The sequence below is a fragment of the Vibrio hangzhouensis genome (genome assembly GCF_900107935.1).
Classification (GTDB): Bacteria; Pseudomonadota; Gammaproteobacteria; order Enterobacterales; family Vibrionaceae; genus Vibrio; species Vibrio hangzhouensis.
The window spans coordinates 123,131-144,001 of the sequence record NZ_FNVG01000012.1 but is presented as its reverse complement, the minus strand read 5'-3'; the positions used below and the strand labels follow the sequence as shown (position 1 = coordinate 144,001).

The following is a 20,871-nucleotide window of genomic DNA, read 5'->3' as shown; positions in this document are numbered from 1 at the left end:
TGTTTATGAGTAGAGGCTTAGCTCAGTTTGTTTTGCTCGGCTTTACATACAGCTGCCGTAAACACGACGTCTGTTGAACTGTTAAGAGCGGTTTCTGCAGAATCCTGAATCACACCGATAATGAAACCTACCGCTACTACCTGCATCGCAACGTCGTTGGAAATACCAAACAGACCACAGGCAAGGGGAATTAGCAGCAGTGAACCGCCAGCAACGCCAGATGCACCACATGCTGATACTGCAGCAACGATGCTAAGTAGCAGTGCAGTAAGAATATCGATTTCAATGCCCATAGTGTGCACTGCCGCGAGCGTCAACACAGTGATAGTAATCGCAGCACCTGCCATGTTGATTGTCGCTCCCAGCGGGATAGATACTGAATACGTGTCTTCATCCAGATTCAGCTTCTCACATAGCGTCATGTTAACAGGAATGTTTGCTGCACTTGAGCGGGTGAAGAAGGCAGTCACGCCACTTTCACGCAGGCATAGGAAAACCAGCGGATAAGGATTTTGTTTAGTTTTAATATAAACAATCAGTGGGTTCACGATAAGCGCGATGATGGCCATTGCTGACAACAGGACAAACAGCAGTTTGGCATAACCTGCTAGAGCGGAGAAACCTGTAGTCGCAAAGGTATTCGCAACCAGACCAAAAATACCGAACGGCGCCAGACGAATAATAAAACGCACGATTTGAGAGACGCCGTGGCTTAAATCTTCGAAGACCGCTTTGGTGGTATCAGAGGCATGGTGCAGTGCCAGACCCAGACCAATCGCCCATGCCAGAATGCCGATATAGTTGGCGTTCATTAAAGCACTCACTGGGTTGTCGACCAGCTTGAACAGCAGCGTGTGCAGAACTTCACCAATGCCTTGCGGTGGTGTCGCGCCTTCAGCGCCTGCCACAAGGGTGAGTTCCGTTGGGAATAGGAAACTCAGTACGACAGCCGTTAGGGCTGCTGAAAACGTACCAATCAGATACAGCACCACGATTGGGCGCATATGAGTGGTTTGGTTTTTCTTTTGATTAGCGATAGAAGCTGCAACAAGAATGAATACTAAAATTGGGGCGACAGCTTTTAACGCACCGACAAAGAGGCTACCCAGCATGCCGAAGCTTTGTGCGGTTGCAGGAGCCGCTACGGCGAGGATAACACCAAAAATGATGCCCGCCAGGATCTGTACGACCAGATTGCCGTTGGCATAGCGGACTAACAAGCTAGAACTTTGCATTTTTTATCCCTGTAATGGTTTTATCCACCTCAACAATGTCGGGCTGCTCCTATCATTGTAGTTAGGGAGCCCTTTGAGCGTTGGGTGAATGTTATTTTGTAAAAAAGTGTGTTTGCGCGTTTTATATTATCCATGCAAATTTATGTGTCTAGTTTTTATTTAAATCTAGTGTTATTTTGTGCTTTATGTTGCGTTTTATGGTTTTTTGTTCTTTTGTTGTGGCATTTTTTTATATTTTTGTGGTTGGTTTGATGCGTAAATTCGACCAGGTTGAAGTGAGTTTATGTGCATATAAATCTCGCTTGTATTGATTATTGAGAAGGTTTTCCGTCTGACCGATTAAACATTCGAATGTTTCTGTGTTGTCGGAAGTGGGGTGTTGTTCTGTGAATGTTAAAATGTTGTATGCCCGAAACAGGGTTGCCCTACAAAAACATTACATGGAGAGCCAATGAACAAGCGTGAAGTAGTTGTATTAAGTGGTGTCAGAACCGCCATAGCGGATTTTGGTGGTAGTTTAAAAGATGTTGCACCTACCGAGCTGGCAGGCAAAGTCGTCGCAGAAGCAGTAAAAAGAGCGGGAGTGGATGGAAAGGACATCGGGCATTGCGTGATTGGCAGTGTGACACACAGTGACCGAAGAGATATGTACATGAGTCGTGTGGCGGCTTTGAAAGGCGGGTTGCCGATAGAAACACCAGCTCTTACAGTTAACCGTCTATGTGGTTCGGGCTTGCAAGCGGTTGTGTCTGCGGCTCAGATGATCATGCTGGGTGACTGTGATGCTGCCGTTGCGGGTGGCGCGGAGTCCATGAGCCGGGTGCCTTACTGGATGCCGAGCGCCCGTTTTGGCGCCAAAATGGGTGATACTCAACTGGTTGACCCTATGGTAGGTGCATTGACTTGCCCGATTAACGATGTGCATATGGGTATTACAGCGGAAAATCTGGCCGACAAGTACGACATTAGCCGGGAAGAGCAGGACATGTGTGCTCAGGAAAGCCACCGACGTGCACAAGTTGCGCAGCAGGAAGGACGCTTTACTGAGCAAATCCTGCCGATTGAACTGAAAACCCGTCGTGGTGTGACGGTGTTTGATCGCGACGAACACGTGCGACTGGACTGTCAGATCGAAGATATGGCCAAGTTGCGGCCGGCATTCAAAAAGGAAGGAACGGTAACCGCGGGCAATGCTTCTGGTATCAATGACGGGGCGGCAGCGCTTGTATTGATGGAGAAAGAAGCAGCAGCGGCGAAAGGCTTAAAACCGATGGCGACCATGGTCGGTTACGCGATTGCGGCAGTAGACCCAGCAGTCATGGGCATTGGCCCTGTTCCGGCGGTTAGGCAGTTGCTTGACAAGACAGGCATTAAGGCTGAGCAGATTGATGTGTGGGAAGCGAACGAAGCCTTTGCGGCTCAGGCATTATCAGTAGTGAAAGAGTTGGGTGTTGACCCTGAGAAAGTGAACCCGAACGGTTCTGGCATCAGTCTGGGGCATCCTATAGGTGCGACAGGGGCATTGATTTCCGTTAAAGCTCTGTACGAACTGAAACGCATCAACGGCCGCTATGCGGTGGTCACGATGTGCATCGGTGGTGGTCAGGGCATCGCGGCACTGTTTAAAAACTGCGAAGGCTAGAGCTTACCGATGAGAAAAAGTCCGGCTTTTACGCCGGACTTTTTGATCTGGCAAGCGTCAGAACAAAAAAGGACGGCAAACGCCGTCCAAACTGGTAGGGAACTCTGTAAACAGACGATTAGTTAGGGAGCAGAACGGTTGCCTCTCCTTTGATCGCCACTTTGCCTTGTTCGTTAAGCACTTCAGTAATCAGCTTAGCAATCGGTTTGTCTTCTCTCACTTCTTTTACTTCTACACGCGCCGTGACCGTTTCACCAACTCGAATGGGGGAGGTGAATTGCAGTGTTTGACCAAGATAAATTGCGCCTGGGCCGGGGATCTTCGAGGCTAGCAAACCAGAGACCAGACTCGCACCCAGCATGCCATGCACGATTGGTACCTCGAAAGGCGTCATCGCCGCGAACGCTTCGTCTAAGTGAACCGGATTGTAATCTTCAGCTAGAGAAGCGAACTGCTCTACCGCTGCTTTATCTAAAGTTTTTGTCAGGCTTGCCTGTTGACCAATACTAAGCGGCATCTGGTTGCTCCTCTGAATTTCTCAGTACATCCTCAATACGTTGCTTGACGTAAACGCCCGGTGCATCCATTTCCCCTTCAAGAATACGAGCTTCTTGTTTCTCGGAGAAGTTGCGAGCGTCCAACCACTCTTGCCAGTGATTCCACCACGAACCGGTGTGTTTGTCCGCCTTTGACAACCAAGTATCAGCATCGGCTTTGACGTCTTTATTAGTCCAGAAACCGTACTTGGTTGAATCGGCATGATTCATAGGACCTGCAATGTGTCCACTCTCTGCCAGTACAAAAGTATTTTGACCACCCAGCAGTTCGGTCCCTTTATAAGTGCCCTTCCATAGCGCAATGTGATCTTCGATAGCCGATAGGAAGAAGGTTGGGGATTTCACTTTACCCAGATCAATAGTGACACCATCTACTTCAAACTCACCAGACTGGCTTAGTTTGTTCTCAAGATAGAACTGACGCAGCATTTGGTTGTGGCATTTGGCCGGTACGTTAGTATTGTCACTGTTCCAGTGCAGCAAATCAAACGCCATCGGCTTCTCACCTTTGAGGTAGTTGGTGACGTAGTAGTTCCAGTACAGGCTATTTTCACGCAGTAAACTGAACGACACTGCCATTTGGCGCCCATCGATATAACCCTGCATGTTATTTTGCGCTTCGATAGCGGAAATCATCGGGTCGTTGATGAAGATGCCAAGTTCACCTGGCTGTTTGAAATCAAGGATCGTGGTGAGCAGGGTGGCGGACTTGATGCGTTGCTTGCGTTTCTTACCTGCCAGGTAGGCCATGGCCGTCGTTAGCAGCGTGCCACCAATACAGTAACCGAGTCCATTGACTTCACGTTCACCTGTTTCTTTTTCAATCGCATCAAGTGCTGGAATAATACCTTCGGTGATATAGGTGCCGAAGCCAGTGTCTCTGTAACTTGCGTCCGGATTGACCCAAGACACCATAAATACTGTGTGTCCCTGATCGACTAGCCACTTCACGAAGGACTTACGCTGATTCAGATCCATGATGTAATACTTGTTCACAAAAGGTGGAACGATCATCATTGGACGTTTGTAGACTTCCGAGGTTGTGGCCTGATATTGCAACAGCTCAAACATGTGGTTTTTGTAGACCACTTTTCCTTCCGTCGCCGCGATATTTTCGCCAACGATGAATCCGTCACTGTCCGTCATGCGAATATTGAGCATATCAACGCTTTTGCTCATGTCTTTTTGCAGTTGCTCCAGACCTTTAACCAGATTTTCTCCGTTTGACTCTAGTGTCAGCTTCATGATCTCTGGATTTGTAGTCACAAAGTTACTCGGAGACATGGCATTCAAAAATTGGCGCGCAAAGAATTCGAGACGCTCTTTCGTCTCAGGATCTAGATCTTGAGTGCTACTAATGGTCTCCAATACCGTCTTACAAACCATTTTGTAGCTTTCTTTGATATAGCTGTATAGCGGATTGGATGACCAGCTTTCGTCGCGAAAACGGGGATCCGTCTCTTTGTCTTGCGGATTATTAGCTGACAGGATGCAGTCATTAAACAGGTTGATCTGTTGATTCCACCAATTCATCTGTTGCTCAAGAATACTGGTTGGATTACTTGCTACAGATTGTGCGAGTTGTGTCCAGTCCTCCACTTGCGATTTGAAGATGGTGGACTGAGTAGGTTTTTGAAAAGCGCCAAGCCAGCTCTGAGTGGCTTGGAAGTAGTTATCGATAACATCTTGGAACGGAGGTGTTTTGTCCATCTTCCCATCCTTGCTAAGTATGGTTAAAACAGGCGGTGACAAGCACCGCCCCAACGATTAAGCGTCTTTTTTGGTGTTGATTGTTGTCGCAGAAATTTCATCAACAGCCGCTTTAAAGTCGTTGCCGATTTGGCTTAGCTTTTGGCCATCTTCAAGCAGACGTTGGCTTACTTTAGAGATGATTTCTAGTTGCTTGCTACCGTGGTTCATAAGGTCTTGTGGCTCTTTGATTGCTACAAGGCTTTGTAGGTTTTCGTTAGTTAGCTCGCTGTAAGCTGTCAATGTTTCCAATTGCATTTTTGATAGCGTTTCAACGTTCTTCGCAACCAGTTGGCTAAAGCTTGCGAATGGGTTAAGAACAGTTTGAAGTTGAGCGTTAACCGCTTCTAGTGCAGCTTGATTTTGCATGGTTAATTCCTTTTTTTGAATTCGACCTAATAAACTTTATCGGGCTTTGATTTATATCAATGAAAAATTCAAACAAACGTTTGAATGAGGTTATTGTGAAGAATTGAACATCGATTGTCATCAGCACAATCAACGAAATAAAACCGTCACAAATAGGGTTTTGATCGATTATGTGTTTAATTGCCTATTAGGCGCGACGTTATAAGTACAGGTAAATAAAGGTCTTAGTTTTATGGAATATATTTTTATGTCGTTTGAAAGTTAGGGTAATTCGAATTTCTATGAGTTTTAATAAATTTGTCCCTGGTCACATTTTGAACGATAAATGTTAGAAATATTTTACATTCCACCCTGGAAAGACAATCTCGCCTCCGTGCCTGTTGGTGCGCACTGGATTCACCTTTTGCATCGTAGCGAACACTTAACACAATGATTTTAATAGAAGGGTTAATTCGAGGTTTTAATGTAAATGATTGATAAATATGTGATTTATAATTGTTACAACTAGAGGTGTTCAGGCCGACTGAAATTTTTTACTCATAGTCATTCATTGTCATGTACCTCTTTAACGGTACAGGCCGTTGTTAATTTTAAAAAACATGATGTTAATCACTTGTTGTTTTTTGGTTGAGGGATATATTAAAACCACCGTTTGATACGAGTGTTTTAAATCTATGAGTGCCAGAGCTGGAACCAAAAAAAAGATATTGGAAATGTCTGAAAAGTTATTTGTTGAACAAGGATATAGCAATACTTCGCTCAGACAGATCACGACCAAAGCTAATGTTAATCTGGCTTCGGTGAATTATCACTTTGGGGACAAGAAAACACTTGTTCGTGCGATTCTAAACCGATATCTGGTGAAGCTAATGCCTGAGTTACATCAGCAACTTATCGCGCTTAATCAGAAAGATAGCTTTACCGTTGAAGAGGTGCTTAGTTCCGTGAAAATGCCGTTAGTCGGCCTTAATGAGTTGCAACCGAATGGTATGGGAAGGTTCTTGCTCCTTGTTGCGAATGGTTACAGTGATATTCAGGGCCATTTAAGATGGTTCATTGTGACTCAATATGGAAAAACACTCAGCTTATTTACCGAGTCTATTTTAAAAGCCAATCCGGCAATTAATCGCGAGCAACTTTTCTGGAAACTTCATTTTTCTCTAGGTGCATTTGTATTTGCCAGTGCATCTAGCCAAGCATTATCTGAGCTGGCATCTAGCTCATTAAATATAGAAGCACAACCAATAAATATTGTCGACCGAGCGATTTCATATATATCAGCTGGATTTGAAAAATAGTGCGACAAAACAATAACGTAACTAAACAAAAGGAATCGTGATATGGGTTTCGTGAGCAGAAATTTAATCAGTGCACCTGCGTTCAATCTTTTTAAAAAAGTGCTACCACCATTATCAAATACTGAAAGAGAAGCCATGGAAGCCGGTGGCGTTTGGTGGGACGGGGAGCTGTTTTCAGGGCGTCCTGATTTCAATACATTACATCAATATCCAAAACCCACGCTAACGGAAGAAGAGCAATCGTTCATTGATAACCAGCTGGAAACCTTACTTTCAATGCTGGATGAACACAAGTTTGTCAAAGAATACAAAGATCTTTCGCCGGAAGTATGGGAATACCTACGTAAAGAGCGTTTTTTCTCGTTGATCATTTCCAAAGAATACGGTGGCCGCGAGTTTTCTTCTCATGCCAACTCAACGATCGTTGCCAAAATTGCGACTCGCAGTATGAGCGCAGCGATTACCGTGATGGTGCCAAACTCTCTGGGTCCGGGTGAGCTCCTTTCTCACTACGGTACTCAGGCTCAGCGTGATTACTGGTTACCCCGCCTTGCAGATGGCACCGACACGCCTTGTTTTGCCTTAACGGGTCCTGAAGCTGGTTCGGACGCGGGCGGCATCCCGGACACGGGTGTGGTTTGTTATGGTGAATACAATGGCCAGGAAGTCCTGGGTGTCCGATTGAACTGGAATAAGCGTTATATCACTCTGGCCCCAGTTGCGACGGTAATGGGACTGGCGTTCAAGATGTTGGATCCAGACAAACTGTTAAGTGACAGAACCAATGTAGGTATCACGTGCGCATTGATTCCAACTGACCACCCTGGTGTTGTGATTGGCGAGCGCCATGACCCGCTACACCTGGCCTTTATGAATGGTACGATTCAGGGTGAAGATGTCTTTATCCCAATGGACTGGTTGATTGGTGGAGCAGACTATGCCGGCAAAGGATGGCGAATGCTAGTTGAGTGTTTGTCGGCGGGTCGTGGTATCTCTTTGCCAGCGCTGGGTACCGCTATCGGACACCTGACAGCAAGAACGACCGGCGCTTATTCCTATGTTCGTAAGCAGTTTGGCATGTCGATCGGTAAGTTTGAAGGGGTTGCAGAAGCCCTGGGTCGTATCGGTGGTTTGAACTACTTGCTAGAGGCGACGCGAACACTGACAACCACAGCACTGGATCAGGGCCAAAAGCCTGGTATTGTCACGGCAATCGCCAAGTATCACATGACTGAGATTGCCAGAACCTTGATTAACGATTCGTTTGATATTCACGGTGGACGTGCGATCCAGTGTGGTCCAATGAACTACTTGTCTTCGTCTTATCTGGGCGTACCTGTCGCGATCACGGTGGAAGGCGCGAATATTCTGACCCGTAACCTGATGATCTTTGGACAAGGCGCGACACGATGTCACCCCTATGTATTCCAGGAAATGGAAGCTGCAGCTAATCCGGACCACCAGGAAGGTTTGAAAGCGTTTGATAAGTTGCTGTTCAAGCACATCGGTCATGCGACGAAGAACTCTATTGGCGGTCTATTTGCGGCGACCACGGGTTCTATGTTCACAACCTCACCGGTAAGTGGACCGACTAAACGTCACTACAAGAACCTTAAGCGTCTGAGTAAGGCATTGGCGGTGAGCGCTGATTTTGCCATGCTAACGCTGGGCGGTGAACTAAAACGTAAGGAGCTCATCTCTGCTCGTCTGGGGGATGGACTGTCTTACCTCTATATGGCGTCTGCGGTACTGAAGAAATATCAGGATGAAGGTTGTCTGGAAGCAGATTTAGACCATGTAGATTATGCAGTGGAGTATTGCTTCTATCACGCAGCTAAGTCTCTGAATGAGGCTTACCGCAACTTCCCAAGTGGTTTTGCCGGTAAGACGCTGAAGGCATTGTTGTTCCCACTTGGCAACCACTACAAACTGCCGGATGATAAGGTCACCTTGCGTATTGCTAATAAGCTGATGGTTCCGGGTGAGGCTCGTGATCGTCTGACACATCTGTGTTATGTGGGCAAAGACGACCCTGACAGCATTGGTTTATTAGAGAGCGCGTTTGTTGCCATGCATGACATCAAAGGGCTGGAGAAGAAGTTAGCCGCTGGTGTTAAGGCCGGTACTGTGGCCAGAAAAGGTCTTCTGAAAGATCGTCTGGCTCAGGCACTTGAAGCCAAGGTGCTCACCGCAGAGGAAGTGGCCCAGATTGAAGCTGCTGATGCACTACGTTACCGAGCGATTCAGGTTGACCACTTCAGCCATGATATGAAGACCACATTAACCGGTACAAAGACAGAGCCAACACTTAATAATGCCGCTTAATCACCAAGCAGTCAGGCAGCGCCAATCTGGCGCTGCTTTTTTTCGTTTCCTGATGGTAGCGCGGCCTGCCTGAGTGATGTTTTAAACACATCTAATTATTTGATGACTGGCGACTTGCTGAACTTTGCCATCAACCTCTCGGCCTGAAGACACATCGTTATCCCCACGGCTAAAATAACCCCAACTTAATGAAAATCTTTGGTTATTCAAACTGATAAGACCAGTTGGCTATTTTGAGTTCCGGCGCGCATTATGCGTGTTACAGACGCACTGAGTTCAGTTTTTGAGCAAAAAAGGAGTTGCGGGATGGGACGATGTTGTGCGTAGAATTAATGAGGTTTTGATTAATGCCCCTCATGGATGAGCGGTGACCGGTACAGTCAGAAGCCAAGTCGATATATATCCGATAATAAATTCAAACACGTAGCCGTGTTTATTGAGATTAGTCGTTCGCCTTTCGAGAGCGTCCGAAGCCCGTGAGTGGTTCCGATATTTGCCTTCTCGAAAGTGACCTCAGAAAAGGAAAATAATATGGAAATCGAAGACAGTGTGGTCGTCATTACCGGTGGCGCTCAGGGTCTTGGCTTTGCGATGGCACAGCGTTTTGCCGAAAAGGGTGCGAACATCGCGCTTATTGATGCCAACGCTAAACAACTGGTGACAGCGGTCAATGAGCTGGAGAACATTGCCGGAAAGGTTTGCGGTTATGCCGCTGACATTACCGATGAAAAAGCGGTGAAAGAGACGTTTATGAGCATTCTTAGCGAACTCGGCAAGGTCAACGTACTGGTCAATAATGCAGGTATTCTTCGTGATGGTTTGACGGTCAAGGCGAAGGATGGGGAAATTCTTGATGAGATGTCACTGGAGCAGTTTAACGCAGTGATCAATGTGAATTTGTCAGGGACGTTTGTTTGTGGCAAGGAAGCGGCGAAGGCGATGATCACGTCGAAACAGCAAGGGGTCATCATCAATATTTCGTCGGTCGCCAAAGACGGCAACATGGGACAAAGTAATTACAGTGCCGCTAAAGCGGGTGTTGCCTCGCTAGCGATTGTTTGGGCAAAAGAACTGGCGCGTTATAACATTCGAGCTGCGGCTATTGCTCCCGGTGCCTGCTACAGCGCGATGACGGCATCAATGAAGCCCGAAGCGCTACAGCGTTTGGAACAAATGGCCCCCGTGCGTAGTTTAGGTCAGGATTATGAAATTGCCCAAACAGCACAGTTCATTGTCGAGAATGATTTTTACAACGGCAAAGTGCTGGCTGTAGACGGTGGTTTGGTGCTTTAGCGAAAACAAAAATAGAGAGAGGTTTGCCTCTCTCTATTACATTCATCTGGTTTTGTTAGTAACCTTTTTTACGGTGGCGACTCTCTGATTGTACCGATTTGACAAACTTACCAAATTCTTTGTCTTTGGTTCGTTTTTCGGCAAGGGAGGCGCTGTTTCTAGCTTGTTCGCGTTGTAGCTTGAAGTAGTTATCTACTCGCCTTTCATCTAGCTCACCGCTTTCTAGTGCACTGCGTACGGCACAACCTGGCTCATTGGTGTGTTGGCAGTCCGCAAAACGGCATTGAGCAATTAAGGTTTCCACATCACTAAAGGTTTCGGACAGTCCTTCTTCACTTGCCGTGAGCTGAATTTCTCGCATTCCAGGCGTATCAAGCAGAAGACCACCGTTTGGCATCTTATGCATTGAACGAGAGGTTGTCGTGTGTCGACCTTTACTGTCATCTTCACGAATACCACCCGTCGCTTGCGTCTGTGCCTGCATTAGAGTGTTTACGAGTGTTGATTTCCCCACACCAGAAGAGCCCATAAATGCCACGGTTTGACCAACACCGCACCAGGACTGAAGACCATGGAGAGAGTCAATCTCTAAAGCGTTGACCGTTTCTATCATCAAGAACGGATCAAGTGATTGTACTTGTTGACGTTTCTCTTCTACGTCTTCGCATAGGTCGGCTTTGGTTAGCACGATCACTGCTTCTGATTTGGCTTCATTGACCAAAGTCAGGTAGCGTTCTATGCGGCTGAGATTAAAGTCAAAGTTCAAAGAACAGACAATAAAAACAGTGTCGACGTTGGCAGCAATGTATTGCTCCTCTAGCTTTGAGCCTGGAGCCTTGCGGCTAAACAGAGATTTACGATCGAGCAGTCTCACAAATCGATGTTGTTCATCCAGAAGTATCCAATCACCCACCGTCATTTGAGGGAGACTGATATGATGCTCAAGGTGAAACTCCTCTTGCTCAGTACAGACGATGTAGCCACTGCGATGGTGGGCAATAACACGACCGAAGATAATACCTTCGTACTCTTCAAGAGTGAGTTGTTGTTGAAAATAGGTTTTCCAGCCAAGTTCGTTGATCGCGATTGGATGGGTAAAAATAGAACGCATTGTTAGTACCTAATATAGACTTATTTTTATAAGGGTCAGGTACTTACCGATGTAAGTGTGTGCTGGTTGCACAAGACCCCGGTTGTGATCACCGGGCAAAGTTAGCAGGCAGTTCAAGCGACGACCTTAATTAGGATTAACACTCGCTTAGATGTAGTTCAACTCTACCGGGTGGGTGTGTATTACAATCATCAAATTCCTCCGGTTTAATCAGGTATTAAGTCATAGCGGATAGTAGCACGGCTGCACCGTATGTACAGCACAGCCAGAGATATTTGTTAGTGACCTTTGTGCTTCATACCAGCCATGACTTTTTTCACTGGCACGCTGAGCGATTGCACCTCGCCATTGGCAAAGGTCAGCTCGACATTGATATTTTGACCTTCAGCTAAAGGCTTTTGAACATCTAATAACATGATATGTAAGCTACCTGGCTTGAGGATAGTCTGTCCATTAGCGGGAATTACGATGTTCTCTACCTGACGCATCTGCATCATATCGCCATCCATGATGACGTCATGAAGTTCAACGACTGAGGCTGCCTGCGAGGCTGCCTGAACGAGTATACGGTCTTGATCGCTACTGTTTTCAATGGTGGCAAAGACGGCACTGGTTGTCGCATTTGGTGGTGTCGCTCGTGCGTAGGCATCGAGAACGTCGATGGCTGCCTGTGCAAAAGATAAAGGGGCCAGAGCGAGTATAGGAAGTACAAGTTTGTTGAGCTTCATGGTTATGTCCATTGTTTTAGTGTTATTTTTCTTGGCTATTGATGCGCTTGATGGCTTCAATAATCGGTGCTGGTGTCAGCGTGTGCGGCACTTTTTCAATTAGTGTGCCGTCGGGTTTTAAAAAATAGAAATAAGAGCTGTGATCCAAGGTGTAGCCCAGCTTTGAATCTTTCAGTTCGGTCTTGCGAAAGATGACCCCGTATTTGTGAGCCAGCGGTTTTGTGACGTCAAGTGGCGCAGAAAGGCCTTCGATCATCGGATGAAAATAATGTGCATATTCAGCGGAGGCTTCAGCCGCATCTCTTTCTGGATCCAGTGAAACAAACATGGGACGCAGAGTCTGTTTAGCCTGGTCATCGATTTGATTTAAGGCTCCCGCCAGCATAGCCAATGAAGTTGGGCATACATCGGGGCAACGGGTAAAGCCAAAATAAACGATGCGAATACGTGGGTCACTGCCATCAAAAATAGCGACAGGTTCACCGCCCTCACCAAATAATACCGACTCGGACACTTTCGCCAACTGTGCAAGTTCTGCTTGTTTGAGCAGTGTTTCATTGTGCTTGTCGACCAGTAACTTAGCGCCAAAGCCAAGACCAAAAGCGCCGATAAGAGCGCCTATCCATAATTTCTTCATCGAGCGGTCATCCTTAACGCAGCGTTAATGTTGGTTTCCCCGTCTGACACTGTGCCGAACCATGTCATCCGCTCTTCGGAGCACACTGGCAGAATGATTTCACCCTGATAAACATCAGGTTTGATCATCGTCAGCTGATATTTTACGACTCCCATGTCCATCTCGTGCCCCTGAAGAGCAAGATTAAGGGTGTCGGCTGTGGCATTTGGCCAGAATACTTCGACTTGAATAGGGGTCAGCGGGGTGATGCGTTGAGCGTCTACTCTTAGTTTCACGCCCTGCTGCTCGCACACTTCGTTCGACAGCATGCAGTAACTGGTCAGGTCAACGTCTGAAGTGGGCACTTGCTTTAGCAAGCCTGGCAGATAGAACCCTGCGGCCAATGCGATCGCCACAAACAAGACTTTTACTTTGTTGTTCAAATTGTTACTAACCAAAAAAGAAACGTAACCGCATCCTAACATATTTTGTCTTTATGGCTGTGCGGTAACCCAAAGTTTTGATGGCTTGGCAGTGCTCAAATTTTCAAACCTAATTGAGAGGTTAATGGACGGAATGTTGTTAACAATGCCGATCATCAACTACTTTTATAAGGGATTGCTTATAAAGAGTAACCAAGTGATTGAGATTAGCATTCGTATATAGGAGTCATTTACCTAACGTAGAGGCCGTTCAGACGTTAACGTAAAAAGGAACGCAACATGAACAAAGATGAGAAAAAAACACCGCAAGGTATTTATAAATACTATGAGAACAATCCGGACTCAGCGGATGAAAAAGTCTTCGGACGAGTCACTTACCCAGACAGACGAGGCTTTTTGAAAGGCGCAGGTTTAGCAACCATGGCGGCGGTGTTGGGAGGGGCGATTCCCTTCCACCGTAATATGCCAGCAGGCATCATCCCTGCCGCCTTTGCAGAAGGCCTTGATGACGTCATGATTGAGGGCAAAGATGGTCTGACGGTGCTTAATGACAGGCCAATGAATGCAGAAACCCCTCCCCACCTTCTTAATGACGACATCACGCCTACCCGTCATCACTTCATTCGAAATAATGGGATACCGCCGACGGAAGTGGATCCCGAGGCCTGGACGCTGACCATTGACGGTTTAGTCGATAAGCCTATGACCCTATCAATTGCCGATCTCAGAAAGAATTTTGAAGTGGTTGAACAGCAGCTGGTTGTCGAATGCGGTGGTAACGGTCGTGCTTTTTTTGACCCGAAAGCGAAAGGGAATCAATGGACCTATGGTGCGGTTGCGTGTTCGAAATGGACAGGTGTGCGTCTGGCCGATGTATTGAAAGCGGCCGGCGTAAAAGAGGGCGCGGTCTATACCGCTCATTACGGTGCGGATAAACATCTCTCGGGTCAGGAAGGCAAACTGGCGATTTCCCGTGGTTTACCTATGGCTAAAGCGATGAGTGGAGAGAACCTGATTGCGTTTGAACAAAATGGCGAGCCGTTACATCCCATGAATGGTGCGCCATTGCGTCTGGTGGTTCCGGGTTGGCCAGGTTCATGTTCACAGAAATGGCTGACGCGCATTCAGGTTCGGGATCAGGTCCATGATGGGCCTAAGATGACCGGGACTGCCTATCGGGTACCCAATCGTCCTGTCGCGCCTGGTGAGAAGGTGGCAACGGAAGACTTTGACATCATTGAGCGTATGCCAGTGAAATCTCTTATTACCTCGCCGCAGACCAACAGTGAGGTAAGCGGCAGTGAAGTCATGGTGAGAGGGCATGCCTGGTCCGGTGATAGAAAGGTTGATAAAGTTCAGCTTTCGATTGATTTTGGTGCGACCTGGATGGATGCGGATCTGGCGGACCCTGCTAATGTGGCAGCATGGCAGACGTTTAGCGCTAAAGTAATGTTCCCGCAAGCGGGCTACTATGAAGTCTGGGCCAAAGCAACGGACGATGCCGGTGTCAGTCAGCCATTTGCCATCGCCTGGAATCCGAAGGGGTACCTAAATAACACATTCCACCGTATTGCGTTGGTAGTGAAAGGGTGACCATGTGACTAGGAAGAGATCAGCAGAGCGGGGTATCCCGCTCTGTTTATTACTGATGTCATGGGTGGGCTTTTCGGCGCATGCAGATGACACGCTAATCAAAGCGGGGGAAACTCAGGCTATGGTGTGTAAGGCATGTCATCAGTTTGAACCGGATGGCAAACCTTTGGTTGGACCGCCACTCTGGGGGCTGGCAGACCGGAAGGTAGGGGGGTATCCCGACTTTAAATACAGCGAGGCGTTAAAAGGCCGTCAGGGTCATTGGGATGCAAATTCGTTGGATAGTTTTCTTACCTCTCCGGCGGACTTTGCACCAGGCACTAACATGGTGTTCCCTGGCGTAGCCGATCCAGGTGCGCGGGCAGCCATCATCGCCTGGCTGGCGACCAAAAATCCTTCCCCTCCGGACTGGACCACACAGTCTGCGGGATCTCCGGTGAAATCCGTTGGTGACGGCATTTTGACTCCGGGAGACAACATGGCGTTGGTGGCGTCTGTCTGTTCGGCTTGTCACTCCCTGCATCTGGTTAAACAACAGGGGTTAAGCCGAGACAGCTGGCAAGAGACATTGGAATGGATGGTCGACGAACAGGGTATGGAACCGCTGGAACCAGAGGATCTGAACGCAGTACTTGATTATCTGGCGACGTATTATGGGCGCTAGAAAAGAGGCGGGCATAGCGCCTCTTTGATCCCGACAAACGCTAAGGTAGGTCAAAAAGCAGTGCACTAACCGCGGAGCTGCCCTGGTTGGTGAGGCTGATTTGACTTTGATTCTCGACCTTCGCACCGTCGCCTGCTGTCAATAGTGTATCGCCAATATTCAGTTCACCCTCAATTAGATGAAGGTAGATTTTTCTGTCGTGTTCAATGGCAAAGTTTATGGTCTGACCCGGCTCCAATAAAAGCTGAAACAGTGATGCGTTTTGCTTTATTTGTAATGTCCCGTCGCGACCATCAGGGGTTACGATGGCATTCAAGCCTGTCGGTTTTCCAAAACTTTTTTGCTGGTAGCCCGGTTGAGTATCAAAGCTATCAGGCTCAATCCAGATTTGCAGAAACGTCAGATCTTCACTTTGTGAGGCATTATATTCACTGTGGTAGATGCCTCTGCCAGCAGACATTAACTGAAACTCACCCGCAGGCAGTGTCTGCACATTGCCCTCACTATCCTTGTGTTCAATGGTGCCTGTCAGCACATAACTGATGATCTCCATATTGCGATGACCGTGAGTATCAAACCCGGCCCCCGGTTTAACTCTGTCGTCGTTGATGACACGAAGAGCAGAAAAGCCCATATGGTCAGCATCATAGTAACTGCCGAATGAAAAGGTATGTTTGCTGTCCAGCCAGCCAAAGTTGGCTTGCCCACGATCCTGAGCATTACGTCTTGTGATCATAATTGAATTCTCCCGTTGCTTCAGGCCAGTTTACTCAGGACAAATGAAAGGCAAAATGGGGAGGATTTGAAAGATTACTTCGAATATTTTGAAAGAGTTCGCAATACAGGGTTTATATAACAAAACCAATAGGGTCTCACCATATTGTAGTTTGCATAGTGTAATATTGCGGCTATATCACGAAGATAATCTCACTATTTCTGCTCTTTTAGTCCCAGTTGATTAGCTCAGCCGTCATCACGACTTTCTCAAGCATAGAACATCAGTCAATTATCTACGCGGCATAGCTGAAATTGCATAATATTCTCACATAAAGAACTTATGGTTAAAAACCTGAAATAAAGTAGGGTTGTATGCAATTTAATGTATATAAATACCTTACGCTTTTTGATAGATGATTTGACAATGCGGATAGAAAATACGTCTAAAGTAGAAGTTGTAAAATGTAGTTATTGATGCTGTTTAAAGAAGCGTTCAGCTTTTGCAAATAGGGAGTCACAGTGCTTATTCTGAGCCGCGTATTCAGCACTGTCTTTTTCTAGGGTATCAAGGGTTGCTTTGGCACTGTGGTATTCCGAAACCATCTGCTCAAACTTGGCCTCTTGGCTGTTTTTCCACATGTTTTTCTTAAGTTTTTCTCGGTTTTTTCTCATATTTTTTCCGTTGTTTGATCGCCAGAGATTGAGATGATTCAAATGTAGTTTTTAGCTAATCACTCAATGAGCGCTATCCTGTAAAGCCAGGACAAGAAAGATTTTCAGAGCTAAGTGGTTCACTTGTGCATAGAATATTCAACGCACAGTTCTTGGTATCACTCGTTTGTATTTTATCTTAAAGATAGAGTGCATCCCTACGTCTAGTGTTAACCTGCGTTCACAGTAACGGGGAGCTTAATTACAGACTAGTTGGGTTAAATACGAAGAGTTAATTGACCAATCAAAAGGCTGTATTGAGTTTTAAGGAAGCTGAATTGGTATTCATACTCTGTTATTTACAGAGCGTTCGGATTTAAAAACCTGCCATACTATACACGTAAATATTAGAATAGGTAGGGATTTTCAGTTTAATTTATTATTCATTAAAATCAATCGTTTAGGTTTGTTATCTGCAGTGGTTTCTTTTTTGTAGCTGAAAGTTAAGCAATATTTCTGACCGTTGATGTTTTTTCTTTCTCTGAGTTGAGTAGGCAATGTCGCTGTCAAGTGACCAAGCGTTGATTTACTAAAGAGGTTGTCCAAAAAGTTGTGTAGCGTATCTGCTAAGTCTGGCCTGAACGAAGATCTAGGCTGGTTTTGTGAAGGCTGCGTTCGCGAAGATTTTGGGCCGAAATAAATTAAATTGCAAAAATGGAAAATAAAACTGTTCATTTGTTTAACACCCTGTATAGTGTGCCTAGCTCTTGCAAACGAGCTATAAGTAAAAATTTAGTTCAAGCCTTTTCTCAGTTACTTTTCGATACCTTCGTCTAACGCCTGCGATAGCTTCTCTTCATGGTTTTTTAAAATAGCATTTGCTCGCAGTTTTCGATCTTAATAATTTCTTAGAGGTATCTATGTCTACTAAAACAACTGGTTCAGTAAAATGGTTCAACGAAACTAAAGGCTTCGGCTTCATTTCACAAGACAATGGCGGAGCTGATGTATTCGTTCACTTCAGAGCGATCGCATCTGAAGGTTTCAAAACTCTTACTGAAGGCCAAAAAGTGAGCTTTACAGTGGAGCAAGGCCAAAAAGGCCCTCAAGCGTCTGATGTAACAGCGCTATAATCTATTTAGGTGCAATGATGTCATCATTGCACCTAAACTTTCTGCCCATTTTTCATCTTTTATTACGAGGAATATTATTGTCTCGAAGAACAAGTCGCCAGCGATACTGGTATAAAAAAGTAAGTGATCAAAAATCACACTCCACAGCAAAAAAACGTGAATTATGTTTATATCCGAATGATGATTTTACATAACTAACATTACAAACGATCCTATTCACCCAATTGTAATATCTTACGACGCCAAATTCTTCCCATATTTTACTTCATCTAACGTGACTTTATATTGCTATTCATCTGAAAAGATCAAGGCCCCCCCTTTATCAGGTTTAACAGATAAATGGCGTACCTACTCAACCTACTGAACGTTGATATAAAGAGAGCAGATTCATATGTGCCAAACAAAAAAGAAGTCATCCAAGAAAGACCAGAAAAAACCAATTGACGGTGATAATAAAAACGTCAATACAACGAGAAGAAAAATCGAAGACATTCTAGAACAGCGTGAATTCGACAAGTTATTTGACTTATAACCCTTATTGGGGTAGTTCAGTGTGAGCCTTTGTTACGAAACGTACAGTTGTTAAACTCGTTTCGGTTTTTTCGAAAATAAAATAGCCTGGTACACTTTGCTCATGACTGAGTTACTTTTCATTACGTCAAACGAATTGTCATTATTGGGTTTATGTTTGAGTAAGGCCACTTTGCCTGAAAAAGGCCGCTATTGAGTTCAGCGACCTTCTTATCATGAAAAGCTCAAAAAAACTATTTTTGAAGCTGCTCTTTTGCGGCTTCTACTTTCGCAAAGTCGAGGCCAAGTTCTTCAACGGCTTCTTTGATTAGCATCGGATTTTGCATTACTTGTCCCATGAGAAGCTGTAGTTTGTCTTGAGGTAGGCCCAGTTGGCTGATTGTTGCCATTGCCGCAAGAGGGTTCTGCGTGAGCACTTCGAAAATCTCATTGATTTGAGTGTCGCTAATATTGTTCTCTTTCAACAGTGCAAGAATCGGGTTCATCAGATTACCTTTTAATATTTTTTACAAAAACGAAGACTGCAGTTTACCACTAGGCAATGCGCAAGGCGATCATTCGCCGTTGTTGAGCGCGCTCTGCCAAATTGCCAACATTTCATCACCAAATAAATAAAAGGTCATTATTAGTGACTGATACTTATCGTGTCGGCAAACCGCGAGGGCAACTTGCGCTGCCTCGGCGGGTGGGTAGCCATAGACGCCACATGAGATGGCGGGAAGGGCAACGGTCTTGCAGTCGTGCTCCAGGGCCAGATCGAGTGACTGTTTATACGCTGAGGCCAGTACCGCTTCGGGATGGGCGAATTTGTCATAAATTGGCCCCACGGTATGGATAACGTAGCGAGCGTTCAAATTTCCTGCGCTTGTTATACGCGCATCACCAAACGGACAGCGTTTGCCGTCCACCTCTTTTACTTCATAACAGGCTTTAAGTAGCTCTGGGCCCGCAGCGCGATGAATGGCACCATCGACACCTCCGCCTCCCAGCATTCTGGTATTGGCGGCGTTCACAATGGCATCGACGCGAGCTTTGGTAATGTCACCGTTGATCAGCAAGATATTTTGCATAGTTCAAGCCTTTAACCTGATTTGTCACGGTTTATTCTAAGCCAGATAACGGACGTTCGGATAACGGTGAGTGACAGCACTATGTTTACCCGAGGGCTACTCTTCATACATTGAGTAGAATTTCTCTACTTCGCCGATGGTTTCCCAAGTGCCTTCAAAGCCAGCGGGGATTACGAAAGCATCACCCTGTACAACAGTTTCACTGCGACCTGTCTGATCGGTGATGATGGCCTTTCCCTTAATGATGTAACAGAATTCATCTTCACTGTAGCTGATGGTCCATTTACCTTCTGTAGAGCCCCAGGTACCACAGAAAAAGTTTTCTTTGCTGTTAGCAAACTGGTTGTGAACTCGTTGCATAGGGTTGCCTGACAAGCATTTTTGCGGGTCCGTGCCGGTGGCTTGTTGCTGGCTCAAATCTGGTGAAATTCGTCGTAATGTTTTCTCGATTGTCATAGTAATTCCATTTAGTGGGAGTTCGAAATAGCAACGCTTAGCTCGATCATTGAGGCGTTATAGCACTACGTTACCGGATTAACATTAATTTAACAATCCTTGCTCTGTACAACTTTTAGGGAACGCGGGGCGGGCAATTGATGGCTGATGAGAGTTCTATTACCTATACTTTGTATGGTCTTTAGCAAACGGAGGTTTGTATGACGATTTCAACTCGGTTAGACCATTATTTGCGCGAACATGATATCTCCTATCAAACCATTACTCATAACCATAGCCGCAGTTCGCTGCACAGTGGGGTTGAAGCGGGTATCCCTTTGGTTGCGTTAGCGAAGGGGGTGGTACTGGAGGATCATGAAGGCCATCATATGATGGCGGTATTACCTGCAAATAATAAGGTCAGTTTGTCAAAACTGAATGATGAGCTGAATGCCAGTTTTCATTTGGTGAAAGAAAGACAGGTCTATCAACTTTTTGAAGATTGTGACCACGGTGCGGTGCCTCCTGTAGGAAGCGCTTACCATATGTCGACAGTATTTGATGAACTACTTACCCATCTTGATCATGTGTACATTGAAGCGGGTGATCACGAAACCTTACTTAAACTTGACCGGGCAGCGTTTCAGGAGCTTATTGCGGACAGGAAATGCTTCAGGTTCAGTAGTCAGGTATTCCACTAATGATAAGCGG

Annotated in this window: 22 protein-coding genes; 9 read left to right on the top strand and 13 right to left on the bottom strand. The window is 46.0% G+C overall.

Annotation, left to right across the window (positions count from 1 at the left end):
- Window positions 1-17: 17 nt before the first annotated feature.
- A complete protein-coding gene (gene sstT, locus C4S60_RS13575) occupies window positions 18-1,235 on the bottom strand; it encodes a serine/threonine transporter SstT (protein ID WP_103880895.1) in 1,218 nt (405 codons plus the stop codon).
- A gap of 451 nt (window positions 1,236-1,686) precedes the next feature.
- Here sstT and C4S60_RS13570 point away from each other — a divergent pair, with 451 nt between their 5' ends.
- Window positions 1,687-2,877 carry an acetyl-CoA C-acyltransferase family protein gene (locus C4S60_RS13570; RefSeq protein ID WP_103880894.1) on the top strand — a complete coding sequence of 397 codons (1,191 nt, stop codon included), beginning with the start codon at window positions 1,687-1,689 and terminating at the stop codon, window positions 2,875-2,877.
- 118 nt (window positions 2,878-2,995) lie between these two features.
- Here C4S60_RS13570 and C4S60_RS13565 read toward each other — a convergent pair whose 3' ends face one another.
- From C4S60_RS13565 to C4S60_RS13555, 3 genes are read right to left on the bottom strand one after another with little or no spacing between them, the layout of a single operon-like run.
- Window positions 2,996-3,394, bottom strand: a complete 399-nt coding sequence (locus C4S60_RS13565; RefSeq protein ID WP_103880893.1) for a MaoC family dehydratase — start codon at window positions 3,392-3,394, stop codon at window positions 2,996-2,998.
- On the bottom strand, window positions 3,384-5,144 hold the full coding sequence (phaC, locus tag C4S60_RS13560; protein ID WP_103880892.1) for a class I poly(R)-hydroxyalkanoic acid synthase: 1,761 nt from the start codon (window positions 5,142-5,144) through the stop codon (window positions 3,384-3,386). The genes C4S60_RS13565 and phaC overlap by 11 nt, the downstream gene beginning before the upstream one ends.
- A gap of 57 nt (window positions 5,145-5,201) precedes the next feature.
- Window positions 5,202-5,552 carry a phasin family protein gene (locus C4S60_RS13555; protein ID WP_103880891.1) on the bottom strand — a complete coding sequence of 117 codons (351 nt, stop codon included), beginning with the start codon at window positions 5,550-5,552 and terminating at the stop codon, window positions 5,202-5,204.
- A gap of 674 nt (window positions 5,553-6,226) precedes the next feature.
- Between C4S60_RS13555 and C4S60_RS13550 the strand changes: the two genes are divergently transcribed.
- From C4S60_RS13550 to C4S60_RS13540, 3 genes are all read left to right on the top strand, one after another.
- Window positions 6,227-6,850, top strand: a complete 624-nt coding sequence (locus tag C4S60_RS13550) for a TetR/AcrR family transcriptional regulator (protein ID WP_103880890.1) — start codon at window positions 6,227-6,229, stop codon at window positions 6,848-6,850.
- A 42-nt stretch (window positions 6,851-6,892) separates the two neighbouring features.
- Window positions 6,893-9,175, top strand: a complete 2,283-nt coding sequence (locus C4S60_RS13545; RefSeq protein WP_103880889.1) for an acyl-CoA dehydrogenase — start codon at window positions 6,893-6,895, stop codon at window positions 9,173-9,175.
- A 531-nt stretch (window positions 9,176-9,706) separates the two neighbouring features.
- Window positions 9,707-10,468: an SDR family NAD(P)-dependent oxidoreductase gene (locus tag C4S60_RS13540; RefSeq protein WP_103880888.1), complete on the top strand. Its 762-nt coding sequence runs from the start codon at window positions 9,707-9,709 to the stop codon at window positions 10,466-10,468.
- Window positions 10,469-10,523: 55 nt separating this feature from the next.
- Here the strand turns inward: C4S60_RS13540 and rsgA are convergent, their stop codons facing one another.
- The 4 genes from rsgA to C4S60_RS13520 all read right to left on the bottom strand — a co-directional run bounded on the left by rsgA (window position 10,524) and on the right by C4S60_RS13520 (window position 13,366).
- A complete protein-coding gene (gene rsgA / locus C4S60_RS13535) occupies window positions 10,524-11,579 on the bottom strand; it encodes a ribosome small subunit-dependent GTPase A (RefSeq protein ID WP_103880887.1) in 1,056 nt (351 codons plus the stop codon).
- Between the two features lie 278 nt (window positions 11,580-11,857).
- Window positions 11,858-12,307, bottom strand: a complete 450-nt coding sequence (locus C4S60_RS13530; protein WP_103880886.1) for a copper chaperone PCu(A)C — start codon at window positions 12,305-12,307, stop codon at window positions 11,858-11,860.
- Window positions 12,308-12,329: 22 nt separating this feature from the next.
- Window positions 12,330-12,944, bottom strand: coding sequence for an SCO family protein (locus tag C4S60_RS13525; RefSeq protein ID WP_103880885.1), 615 nt, complete (start codon window positions 12,942-12,944; stop codon window positions 12,330-12,332).
- The gene (locus C4S60_RS13520; RefSeq protein WP_146060871.1) at window positions 12,941-13,366 is read right to left on the bottom strand and encodes a hypothetical protein; all 426 of its coding nucleotides are present in this window, start codon (window positions 13,364-13,366) and stop codon (window positions 12,941-12,943) included. Before C4S60_RS13520 ends, C4S60_RS13525 begins: the two co-directional genes overlap by 4 nt.
- Before the next feature lie 279 nt (window positions 13,367-13,645).
- Here C4S60_RS13520 and C4S60_RS13515 point away from each other — a divergent pair, with 279 nt between their 5' ends.
- Window positions 13,646-14,959: a molybdopterin-dependent oxidoreductase gene (locus tag C4S60_RS13515; protein WP_103880883.1), complete on the top strand. Its 1,314-nt coding sequence runs from the start codon at window positions 13,646-13,648 to the stop codon at window positions 14,957-14,959.
- A 55-nt stretch (window positions 14,960-15,014) separates the two neighbouring features.
- On the top strand, window positions 15,015-15,623 hold the full coding sequence (locus tag C4S60_RS13510) for a c-type cytochrome (protein ID WP_103880882.1): 609 nt from the start codon (window positions 15,015-15,017) through the stop codon (window positions 15,621-15,623).
- Window positions 15,624-15,663: 40 nt separating this feature from the next.
- On the opposite strand, the gene C4S60_RS13505 is transcribed toward C4S60_RS13510, so the two are convergent.
- Together C4S60_RS13505 and C4S60_RS13500 are read right to left on the bottom strand one after the other, a co-directional pair.
- Window positions 15,664-16,359, bottom strand: coding sequence for a pirin family protein (locus tag C4S60_RS13505; RefSeq protein ID WP_103880881.1), 696 nt, complete (start codon window positions 16,357-16,359; stop codon window positions 15,664-15,666).
- Window positions 16,360-16,808: 449 nt separating this feature from the next.
- Window positions 16,809-17,012: a hypothetical protein gene (locus C4S60_RS13500; RefSeq protein ID WP_103880880.1), complete on the bottom strand. Its 204-nt coding sequence runs from the start codon at window positions 17,010-17,012 to the stop codon at window positions 16,809-16,811.
- An 899-nt stretch (window positions 17,013-17,911) separates the two neighbouring features.
- Here C4S60_RS13500 and cspE point away from each other — a divergent pair.
- Window positions 17,912-18,124, top strand: coding sequence for a transcription antiterminator/RNA stability regulator CspE (cspE, locus tag C4S60_RS13495; protein ID WP_103880879.1), 213 nt, complete (start codon window positions 17,912-17,914; stop codon window positions 18,122-18,124).
- A gap of 391 nt (window positions 18,125-18,515) precedes the next feature.
- Window positions 18,516-18,656: an adenosine deaminase gene (locus tag C4S60_RS13490; protein WP_103880878.1), complete on the top strand. Its 141-nt coding sequence runs from the start codon at window positions 18,516-18,518 to the stop codon at window positions 18,654-18,656.
- Between the two features lie 232 nt (window positions 18,657-18,888).
- On the opposite strand, the gene C4S60_RS13485 is transcribed toward C4S60_RS13490, so the two are convergent.
- The 3 genes from C4S60_RS13485 to C4S60_RS13475 all read right to left on the bottom strand — a co-directional run bounded on the left by C4S60_RS13485 (window position 18,889) and on the right by C4S60_RS13475 (window position 20,181).
- Entirely contained in the window at window positions 18,889-19,140 is a 252-nt protein-coding gene (locus C4S60_RS13485; protein ID WP_103880877.1) for a DUF2999 family protein, read from the bottom strand.
- Between the two features lie 69 nt (window positions 19,141-19,209).
- Window positions 19,210-19,725 (bottom strand): O-acetyl-ADP-ribose deacetylase, encoded by a 516-nt coding sequence (locus C4S60_RS13480; protein ID WP_103880876.1) that lies wholly within the window; start codon window positions 19,723-19,725, stop codon window positions 19,210-19,212.
- 96 nt (window positions 19,726-19,821) lie between these two features.
- Window positions 19,822-20,181, bottom strand: a complete 360-nt coding sequence (locus C4S60_RS13475; protein ID WP_103880875.1) for a cupin domain-containing protein — start codon at window positions 20,179-20,181, stop codon at window positions 19,822-19,824.
- A 200-nt stretch (window positions 20,182-20,381) separates the two neighbouring features.
- Between C4S60_RS13475 and C4S60_RS13470 the strand changes: the two genes are divergently transcribed.
- Window positions 20,382-20,861, top strand: coding sequence for an aminoacyl-tRNA deacylase (locus tag C4S60_RS13470; protein WP_103880874.1), 480 nt, complete (start codon window positions 20,382-20,384; stop codon window positions 20,859-20,861).
- Window positions 20,862-20,871 lie beyond the last annotated feature (10 nt).

What these genes read in the sequence shown, in the direction of transcription:
- sstT (WP_103880895.1), bottom strand. Translation starts at nt 1,235, where the DNA reads ATGCAAAGTTCTAGCTTGTTAGTCCGCTATGCCAACGGCAATCTGGTC.
- C4S60_RS13570 (WP_103880894.1), top strand. Translation starts at nt 1,687, where the DNA reads ATGAACAAGCGTGAAGTAGTTGTATTAAGTGGTGTCAGAACCGCCATA.
- C4S60_RS13565 (WP_103880893.1), bottom strand. Translation starts at nt 3,394, where the DNA reads ATGCCGCTTAGTATTGGTCAACAGGCAAGCCTGACAAAAACTTTAGAT.
- phaC (WP_103880892.1), bottom strand. Translation starts at nt 5,144, where the DNA reads ATGGACAAAACACCTCCGTTCCAAGATGTTATCGATAACTACTTCCAA.
- C4S60_RS13555 (WP_103880891.1), bottom strand. Translation starts at nt 5,552, where the DNA reads ATGCAAAATCAAGCTGCACTAGAAGCGGTTAACGCTCAACTTCAAACT.
- C4S60_RS13550 (WP_103880890.1), top strand. Translation starts at nt 6,227, where the DNA reads ATGAGTGCCAGAGCTGGAACCAAAAAAAAGATATTGGAAATGTCTGAA.
- C4S60_RS13545 (WP_103880889.1), top strand. Translation starts at nt 6,893, where the DNA reads ATGGGTTTCGTGAGCAGAAATTTAATCAGTGCACCTGCGTTCAATCTT.
- C4S60_RS13540 (WP_103880888.1), top strand. Translation starts at nt 9,707, where the DNA reads ATGGAAATCGAAGACAGTGTGGTCGTCATTACCGGTGGCGCTCAGGGT.
- rsgA (WP_103880887.1), bottom strand. Translation starts at nt 11,579, where the DNA reads ATGCGTTCTATTTTTACCCATCCAATCGCGATCAACGAACTTGGCTGG.
- C4S60_RS13530 (WP_103880886.1), bottom strand. Translation starts at nt 12,307, where the DNA reads ATGAAGCTCAACAAACTTGTACTTCCTATACTCGCTCTGGCCCCTTTA.
- C4S60_RS13525 (WP_103880885.1), bottom strand. Translation starts at nt 12,944, where the DNA reads ATGAAGAAATTATGGATAGGCGCTCTTATCGGCGCTTTTGGTCTTGGC.
- C4S60_RS13515 (WP_103880883.1), top strand. Translation starts at nt 13,646, where the DNA reads ATGAACAAAGATGAGAAAAAAACACCGCAAGGTATTTATAAATACTAT.
- C4S60_RS13510 (WP_103880882.1), top strand. Translation starts at nt 15,015, where the DNA reads ATGTCATGGGTGGGCTTTTCGGCGCATGCAGATGACACGCTAATCAAA.
- C4S60_RS13505 (WP_103880881.1), bottom strand. Translation starts at nt 16,359, where the DNA reads ATGATCACAAGACGTAATGCTCAGGATCGTGGGCAAGCCAACTTTGGC.
- C4S60_RS13500 (WP_103880880.1), bottom strand. Translation starts at nt 17,012, where the DNA reads ATGAGAAAAAACCGAGAAAAACTTAAGAAAAACATGTGGAAAAACAGC.
- cspE (WP_103880879.1), top strand. Translation starts at nt 17,912, where the DNA reads ATGTCTACTAAAACAACTGGTTCAGTAAAATGGTTCAACGAAACTAAA.
- C4S60_RS13490 (WP_103880878.1), top strand. Translation starts at nt 18,516, where the DNA reads ATGTGCCAAACAAAAAAGAAGTCATCCAAGAAAGACCAGAAAAAACCA.
- C4S60_RS13485 (WP_103880877.1), bottom strand. Translation starts at nt 19,140, where the DNA reads ATGAACCCGATTCTTGCACTGTTGAAAGAGAACAATATTAGCGACACT.
- C4S60_RS13480 (WP_103880876.1), bottom strand. Translation starts at nt 19,725, where the DNA reads ATGCAAAATATCTTGCTGATCAACGGTGACATTACCAAAGCTCGCGTC.
- C4S60_RS13475 (WP_103880875.1), bottom strand. Translation starts at nt 20,181, where the DNA reads ATGACAATCGAGAAAACATTACGACGAATTTCACCAGATTTGAGCCAG.
- C4S60_RS13470 (WP_103880874.1), top strand. Translation starts at nt 20,382, where the DNA reads ATGACGATTTCAACTCGGTTAGACCATTATTTGCGCGAACATGATATC.